Raw genomic sequence first — 7,957 nt, 5'->3', positions numbered from 1 at the left:
GGAGAATATGGTGACTGTGGCGGTCGGGGCTGTGCGGCGGGAATGTCGGCGTCAGGAGATGTAGACAAACGGCTCGGTATCGTTCCAGTTGGCTTTGTAGAAATAAAATGCGTCTTTCTTTGTTTTCCTGTCGAAAGTCACAAGTCCTTTATCGTTGATGCCGGGACGGTCGCCCTCGGTGCGGTGTGCGGCTCCGAAGTCAAAGAGATTCCACACAAACGACCCCCATACGTATGGTCTTTCGGCGATTGCCTTCCAGTTGTCGATATGGTAGGCGGTCTGGTAGTTTTCGGGATGCCACCATCCGGATGCGTCGCCGCGCTTCACCGAGTCCTGCTGATGATATACTGATGCTCCGGCTCCATACTCGCTTATTCCGATTTTAAAAGAGGGGTGCTTGCTGTGGGTGGCGTCGAGCCATTGGCCGAGTTCCTTGGGGCTGCCTCCATACCATCCGTAATATTTGTTCCAGGCGATGAGGTCGGTGATGGCATTGAGCGGGTCTTCGTCGAGGAAACTTGCCGCGGTGGTAGGCCTGACGGGGTCTTCGGCGTGAGCTATATCGTTGAGTTCGGCCACATAGTCCGAAGGATTGTCGCCATGAGTCTTCAGCTCGTTGAAGAGCCCCCAGAAGCATATCGAAGGATGGTTGTAATGCTGTCGGATGAGCTCGCGCAACTGCTGCCGTCCGTTTTCCTTGAATCCCGGCAGGTTGTTGAATCCGCGGTCGTGGTAGCCGCCGGGGCCGATGAATGGAATCTCGGCCCACACGACCATACCGTCGCGGTCCATCAGCGAATAGAACTCCTCGGCCTGCGGATAGTGTGCGAGTCTTACAGCATTGGCTCCCATCTCCTTGATTATCCGGGCATCTTCTTCGTGATGTTCGGGATAGAGGGCGTTGCCGCGTTCGGCCCGGTCCTGATGGCGGCATACACCGCGCAGTCTTAACGGAGTGCCGTTGAGCGAGAATCCGTTGTCGGCGTCAATGGAGTAGTATCTCAGTCCGAGCGGCTGTGACACTTTGTCGGTTACTGTGCCGTCGGGGGTAATCAGTTCTACATCTGCCGTATACATGAACGGGTCGCGGCGTCCGTCCCACAGCCTCGGACGGTCGATGGTGAAGTCGATGGTGGCGTACTGCATAGTGTCGGCTCCGAGCTTGATATCCTTTGTGCGGGTGAGTATAGTGCGGTCGCCGTCGCGCAGGGTGACGCGCAGACTGGCTTCAGCCGGAATGTCGCTGTAGTTGCTTACGGCGACTTTTGTCTCTACCTCGGCCCGTGAGCGGTCGACATGACGCTGGGTGAGGTATACGCCAGGCGAGGCATAATCGGTGAGCGATATATGTGTGGGGTCTACGGCTATCAGGCTGACATTGCGGTAGATGCCTCCATACATGTTGAAATCGCCAACAAGGGGCATTATGTCGAGGTTCAGGGCGTTGGTCACTTTTACCGTGATGAGATTGTCATCGTCGGGATTGACAAAGTCGGTGATGTCGATTACAAAGGCGCCGTATCCGCCACGGTGCTCTCCGGCGAACCGGGAGTTGACAAACACTGTGGCCACTTCGTTGGCGCCCTCGAAGCGAAGGAATACGCGCTGTCGGGCCCATTCCGATGGGATGTGCAGGGTTTTCTCATAGATTCCCATGCCACGGTAATAATCGTGCTTTCCGGCTATGGCGTCGCCGGCGTTCCATGTGTGAGGGATGTCGACTCTCTGGCCGGGGGAGTTTACCTGATGGGCAAACCTGAAATTCCAATTGTCATTGAATGGGACTGTAATACGCTCGGCCATAGCGGGGAGAGCGCATAGCAGCATGAAGCATGGCAGTATAGAATAAGGCTTCATAGAGCAATGTGTGTATAGATTTTGTTTGCAGGTACAAATATACTCATATTCATATTAAAAATTTATTAAACTTTGCTGTTAAAAACATAGGGGTGTTGAAAATAGTTATCTTTGTATGACTTAGAGCATTTTTTAACATGTTCTTACCGGATACGATATGATTAATAAGAAGATTCTTGTTGTCGACGATGAGACCACGTTGTGCGACACTCTGCGTTTTAACCTTGAGCTTGAGGGCTACGAGGTAGATACGGCATACAGCGCCGAAGAGGCGCTTGCAATGGACCTGTCGGTCTATGCGCTGATACTCCTTGATGTGATGATGGGGGAGATAAGCGGCTGGCAGATGGCGCGCATTATGAAAGGCAACCCGCGGCTTGCCGGCATACCGATAATATTCTGTACCGCCAAAGACAGTGAGGATGATATGGTGGCCGGTCTTGACCTCGGGGCCGACGACTATATATCAAAGCCATACTCGATACGCAATGTAGTGGCCCGCGTAAGGAGTGTGCTCAGGCGTGTGTCGGCGTCCTCGGCGGTGCCGGGCGTCTCTGCCGATGACGGCTCATCGATGGCTTTTGAGGGGCTGGTGCTTAACAGCGGTCTTAAGCGCTGTACGGTCGACGGCACCGAGGTGAGGCTCCCCCGCAAGGAGTTTGAGATGCTGTGGCTGATGCTTTCCAACCGGGGTAAGATTTTTTCGCGCGAAGAGTTTCTGAAAAAGATATGGCCCGAGGAGATTGTCGTGGTCGAGCGTGTGGTCGATGTCAATATAACCCGTCTCCGCTCAAAACTTGGCCGGTATGGCCGTATGATAGTGACCCGCTCGGGCTATGGATATGGCTGGCAGGATTAGACTTTCATATCATACCAGGCTGTTTTTCATGCTGCTTGGCTTTTCGTGGATATTTGTGGCATGTTTTGTGGCGTTTCAGTATCACCGCGAGAAAATCTATAAGGTGGAGAAGCTCGAGGGTCAGCTTCAGCTATTCAACTCCCACCTTATTGATGCCCTGCAGACCGATTCGATCGACTTTCTGGCAACGATAGCCCGTCAGCGTCTTCCGATAGATGGGCTAAGGGTGTCGGTGGTAGGTGTCGACGGGTCGCTCGTGTTTGACAATACGCTCGACTCGTTGCCTGGAGAGAACCATCTCGACCGCCACGAAATCAGCGAGGCGATGCGCAGTGGCCACGGGTTTACCATGCGGCGCCACTCGCGCAGCACCGACAATACCTATTTCTATTCGGCCACCCGTGGCGATGACCTTATCGTGAGGTCGGCCGTGCCATATTCACTGCCGCTCCATGAGGTGCTCGAGGCTGACCGCACGTTTCTGTGGTTTATGGGTGCAGTGACTTTTGCCATGAGTGTGCTCGCATATTTTGCCACGCGGCGTATAGGGCGCACTGTCACGCGCCTGAACCGTTTTGCCGAGAAGGCTGAAAAGGGTGAGAGTGTGTATGAGACCGGTGCATTCCCTCACGATGAGCTGGGGAGTATCTCAAACCACATAATAAGGCTGTATGCCAGGCTGCAACGCACTATGGAGGAGCGTGACATCGAGCATCGCAGAGCCATGCACGAGCAGCAGGAGAAGAACCGTATAAAGAAGCAGCTCACCAACAATATCAACCATGAGCTGAAGACTCCAGTGGCGTCGATAAAGGTGTGTCTTGAGACCATACTCGACCATCGCGACCTTCCGGCGCAGAAACACTGGGAGTTTGTGGAGCTGTGCTACTCACACACCGAGCGTCTGGCCGGACTGCTCAACGACGTGGCGGCCATCACGCGCATGGATGACGGAGCCGCGAATATAGCCAAGGAGCCTGTCGATATAGGCGAACTTGTGGACGAGATAGCGCACTCGCTGTCGGGTGAGCTACAGAAAAACGGTGTATGCCTCTCGGTGGATATTCCTGCGAAGACAACGGTCAACGGCAACCGTGCGTTTCTCTACTCGATATTCCGCAATCTGATAGACAATGCGATAGCCTACAGCGGCGGGAGTGAGATAAGGGTGCGTCGCGACGAGGAGTCGGCTGCGGCTTATACTTTCAGTGTGTCGGACAATGGAACCGGGATACCTGAGGAGCACCTTGAGCGCATATTCGAGCGGTTTTACCGTATCGACAAGGGGCGTTCGCGCCTGATGGGAGGTACGGGGCTGGGCCTCTCCATAGTGCGCAATGCCGTGCAGCTCCATGGGGGCACCATCTACGCCGCCAACCGCCACCCCTCCGGCGCCACATTCATCTTCACTCTGGCCCGATAATCCCCCGCCGCTCTCCCCGGCCTGTCCCCCCGCAAAGAATAGATACAATAAAATCGGCTACAACTTAAGTCGCGAGTTGTAGCCGATTCTGTTACTCTGGTTTCTTATCGTTTAATCGCTTCAGTTCCATGACCATGTTACAGCATCCCACACATTGTCTCCTGACCAGAACTTGGTGGGAAAGTCATTGGCATCGAATTCCCAATGGAATGTTTCAGTATACGTATCGCCGTCCTTATTTTTCTCGACGTAACCCACGGGGAGATTTTTCGTGGCATTGCCCAATAGGCCTGCGTAGTAAAATATATCCATTTCGTCCATGTCAATGCCGAAAAAGCCATCAAACATCATTACACACCCCTTATTAGGCTTTCCTCCGGTGTAATTTATGGTATATTCGTTTCTGTCATTGTCATTGTCAACATGTACGACTTTGACGATGTCACCGTTTACATAAGTGATGGTGAAGTCGTCACCACTCTCGCTACGCTGAAGTCGAGTAAGTTGTCCGTCGGAGCTGTATTCAAATCTCCAGGTGTCTGTTCCGTCCTCATTCTCACCGGCAGTCGGATCACTGTAAACCTGTAGAACGTAAGTTGCGAAACCTTGTTTGTTGGTCTGCATATAGAACGTCTCGGTATCGTAATCATCCTTGATTGTTGCCTTTACATTGAAGTTGTCTGCTCGGCTGAATGCTCCGTACTCAATGGTTATGGTCTCGTTGCCGTCTACGATTTTGGTTACTTGTCCATTGTTGTTTGTTGTAATGTTTGCGCCGTTAATAGATGATGGCACCCCATTGGTGAAAACGTTTTCTACTTTGGGTTCTGTCGGCGTGTCTGGAGTCGGTTCGTCCTTTTCATCACTGCAAGATATGAATGTCATAGACATTGCAGTTAGAGCCAACACATGGAATTTGATGAACTGGTTCATAAAGGTTTGTTGCCTCAGGGTCTCACTTCGGCTGCATTTTGGATTGGTTTATAAAGAAAAAGCGTGAGAACCCTACTTGTTGTCCAATCCACAGTCGGAGGCTCTGGTATTGCCTATCTCAGTAGAACGGACAACGCAGAAGCCTCACGCAGAATATGTGAATACGCTTAAGGCCGACACTTTCGTGCCAACCTCGCGGCGGATTATACATATCCACAAGGCATCTACTATTGTCTCATTCTTGACTGAGATTGAAATGTACCAGATTTCCGACTGTCAAGAAAGAGCGTCAAGTAAACGCTTTCTATTATGTCTTGCACCCACCCCGCAACCCATATCGGGCCTCTGCGAGCGATATGCGACTGCAAAGTTATAAAATTTCATTCAATGGACGGTCATTCAAGATGTTAAATTTGCAGCAAACTAAAATGAATTAAGAGATTGTTTAATAAGGAAGTAATTGTGGGGCGTTTATTGGATTTCGGTTAGGAGGTGACGGAGTAGGACAGGAGTGAGGGTGTGTGCGGATGGTTTTGTCTCTGCGGGTAGGCGTGACGGGAAAGCAGCCTCCCATAGCCTGGGGTGCTATGGGAGGCTGTGGTATGGTAAATGCGAGGGGAGATGTGTCGGGGGAGCGGGGGTCAGGCGGCGCCTACGCGGGCCACGGGGTCGTTGCTGCGGAGTTTGGAGGTGGCGCGGAGCAGTTTGCGGAGGCCCGACATCATTTCCTGTGACTCCTGGAGGGTGTTGAGGTATACGTAGGCTACCACTAATCAACACGCATCCGACCGAAATTTCGGTCGGATGAACTTGAAGGCAACCATCTAAGCCCTATGCGATCAATTGTCCCTTCTACAATAGCCCTGATTCAGTCCTGTAGAGACATAATATGGTAATAGAAGCCGGTGATTTGAGGAAGAAGAGTTAAATAACAGTCTGAAAAACAACTTTGACCTCCGAAAATTTGTTGGTAAAGTAGAAAGTTTTTAACTTTGCAACATCTCACCAACCAGGAGTTGAAAGAGAAACGGGAGCGGTCATTGCCGCTCCTTGCTTTTTATATATTCTTCATATTCCTTGATGAACTTCTTTTTTCGCCATTTGTGTTCTATCAAATAAGCAGTCCATGGAAGTAGATAACCGTTACCCTTGCGAAGAATCACTACATAATTTTCATCTTCGTGCATAATCAGCACATTGGTTTTGGTGCCACGAGTGTTTTCCCATACTCGAAGATATGCGTGTTCGCTGTTGTTTATAATGAACGATGGCCATTTGATACGCTCAAGTCGCCTAAGGTCCGGGAGTCGGTTTTGTTCATCAGATCCTTCTGATGTCATATGCCAAAAAGTCGCTTCTTTGCCATCAGTTACAGGAAATTTTTTTAATGCCAATCTAGTTCCGCGGAATATTGGGCGGCTTAGGATAAATTCATTAGTGAATATTTCATAAACAGCTTCGAGATACTGGACAAAATTCCCACCGAATTGCGAGAGTTCGATTAACTCTGGCAATTCAAGATACTGGTTGTTCTCGTTATTTATGTCCATGCCAAACTAAAATATTAAATTTAGGTTCGAGAGGCCATGTATTAGAAGTCAACGAATAGCCACTTCTTTCCCGAATTAAATTGATAAGCGTAGTTTTTGCACTACTTGTAGATATCCCTCTATGGAGGTAAGAAATCGCTCCAATCAATAAATCTGTCAGGCCCATAATCTCAACCTCGTGGGAGCGTATTTGCTGAACGCGGTATATCATTCGTCGGTTGAAATCATAACGGCTATTGCACAGCACATCGTGTAGTTTTTCAACTTTAGCTTGACTTCGGGTATCTTTAATATCAATATAAATAGCATATTCGCTACCAGGAGCAAAAATGCGGCTTAGCATCAAAAAATATGCACGATAATAAAATTCATCATGAGTTAGATGAAAATGCTGGAAATCAAGTTCTCTCTTATCTACGATAATAGCGCGGAATGTTAGATAGTTGCAATCGAAGAAAAATTTAACAAGTGCCTTATAATACTCCAACTTGGCAGGAGATACTTTATTCCATTTAATTTCGGTATCACGATAAACGCCGTACTGAAATTTAATAGCTCTGATCTGATCTGAGATTTGTTTTTTGAAGATATCCGGACAAGTAATACCCCCAATGACCATTACACTATCGTTGCGTCTGCCATTTTGCAGATGGCAACTCTCATCACAGTATATATTGTATAATTTGTTAGTCATATCCTGATTAGGTTGAGGATGTTGTTAATGTTTTTAGCGATGAAATATTGCATCATAAATCAGCCAACCACCGCCGTACTATGCGTTGAGTCCGTGTGGGACTATGGTCTTCGATATATCTCCGAGTAACATACATCTCCTCAAACGGCTTAAAGGGTATATCCGAGGATGTTTGTTTGATAGGGTATTTAAAGCCCTTAATGGGATAGAGATCCGATGAAAAGGCACAAATCTGCACAGTTAAAATCTCGAACAGATGACAAATATTTCAAATCTATTTGCTGTTGCTTGCCGCCATCTTCTCCCAAAGTACAGTATTAGTACACTTGCACCCCCCGCAACCCATATCGGGCCTCTGCGAGCGATATGCGACTGCAAAGTTATAAAATTTCATTCAATGGACGGTCATTCAAGATGTTAAATTTGCAGCAAACTAAAATGAATTAAGAGCTTGTTTAATAAGGAAGTAATTGTGGGGCGTTTGTCGGATTTCGGTTAGGAGGTGACGGAGTAGGACAGGAGTGAGGGTGTGTGCGGATGGTTTTGTCTCGGCGGGTAGGCGTGACGGGAAAAGCAGCCACCCATAGCCGGGGGTGCTATGGGTGGCAGTGGTATGGTAAATGCGAGGGGGGATGTGTGGG

The 7,957-nt window shown here is 49.3% G+C and carries 7 protein-coding genes; 2 read left to right on the top strand and 5 right to left on the bottom strand.

All coding sequences use genetic code 11. The features are described 5' to 3' along the window. Nucleotides 1-51: 51 nt before the first annotated feature. On the bottom strand, nucleotides 52-1,857 hold the full coding sequence (gene lacZ4, locus K2I50_RS03705; protein ID WP_301024890.1) for a beta-glucuronidase LacZ4: 1,806 nt from the start codon (nucleotides 1,855-1,857) through the stop codon (nucleotides 52-54). 157 nt (nucleotides 1,858-2,014) lie between these two features. Between lacZ4 and phoB the strand changes: the two genes are divergently transcribed. Together phoB and K2I50_RS03695 are read left to right on the top strand one after the other, a co-directional pair. Then, nucleotides 2,015-2,716, top strand: a complete 702-nt coding sequence (gene phoB / locus K2I50_RS03700) for a two-component system response regulator PhoB (protein ID WP_301024889.1) — start codon at nucleotides 2,015-2,017, stop codon at nucleotides 2,714-2,716. After that, on the top strand, nucleotides 2,700-4,139 hold the full coding sequence (locus K2I50_RS03695; RefSeq protein ID WP_301024888.1) for a sensor histidine kinase: 1,440 nt from the start codon (nucleotides 2,700-2,702) through the stop codon (nucleotides 4,137-4,139). The genes phoB and K2I50_RS03695 overlap by 17 nt, the downstream gene beginning before the upstream one ends. 120 nt (nucleotides 4,140-4,259) lie before the next feature. On the opposite strand, the gene K2I50_RS03690 is transcribed toward K2I50_RS03695, so the two are convergent. From K2I50_RS03690 to K2I50_RS03675, 4 genes are all read right to left on the bottom strand, one after another. Then, complete coding sequence (locus K2I50_RS03690) at nucleotides 4,260-5,072, bottom strand: DUF4595 domain-containing protein (RefSeq protein WP_301024887.1); 813 nt, start codon at nucleotides 5,070-5,072, stop codon at nucleotides 4,260-4,262. 641 nt (nucleotides 5,073-5,713) lie between these two features. Further along, the gene (locus tag K2I50_RS03685; RefSeq protein ID WP_301024886.1) at nucleotides 5,714-5,842 is read right to left on the bottom strand and encodes a hypothetical protein; all 129 of its coding nucleotides are present in this window, start codon (nucleotides 5,840-5,842) and stop codon (nucleotides 5,714-5,716) included. A 267-nt stretch (nucleotides 5,843-6,109) separates the two neighbouring features. After that, nucleotides 6,110-6,622: a hypothetical protein gene (locus K2I50_RS03680; RefSeq protein ID WP_301024885.1), complete on the bottom strand. Its 513-nt coding sequence runs from the start codon at nucleotides 6,620-6,622 to the stop codon at nucleotides 6,110-6,112. Beyond that, the gene (locus K2I50_RS03675; protein ID WP_135957514.1) at nucleotides 6,609-7,316 is read right to left on the bottom strand and encodes a DUF3800 domain-containing protein; all 708 of its coding nucleotides are present in this window, start codon (nucleotides 7,314-7,316) and stop codon (nucleotides 6,609-6,611) included. Before K2I50_RS03675 ends, K2I50_RS03680 begins: the two co-directional genes overlap by 14 nt. Between the last annotated feature and the right edge of the window lie 641 nt (nucleotides 7,317-7,957).

Origin of the sequence: Muribaculum sp., assembly GCF_029051885.1 — a bacterium.
Classification (GTDB): domain Bacteria; phylum Bacteroidota; class Bacteroidia; order Bacteroidales; family Muribaculaceae; genus Muribaculum.
The sequence above is the reverse complement of the archived record's forward strand: the minus strand, read 5'-3'. Positions and strand labels throughout refer to the sequence as shown.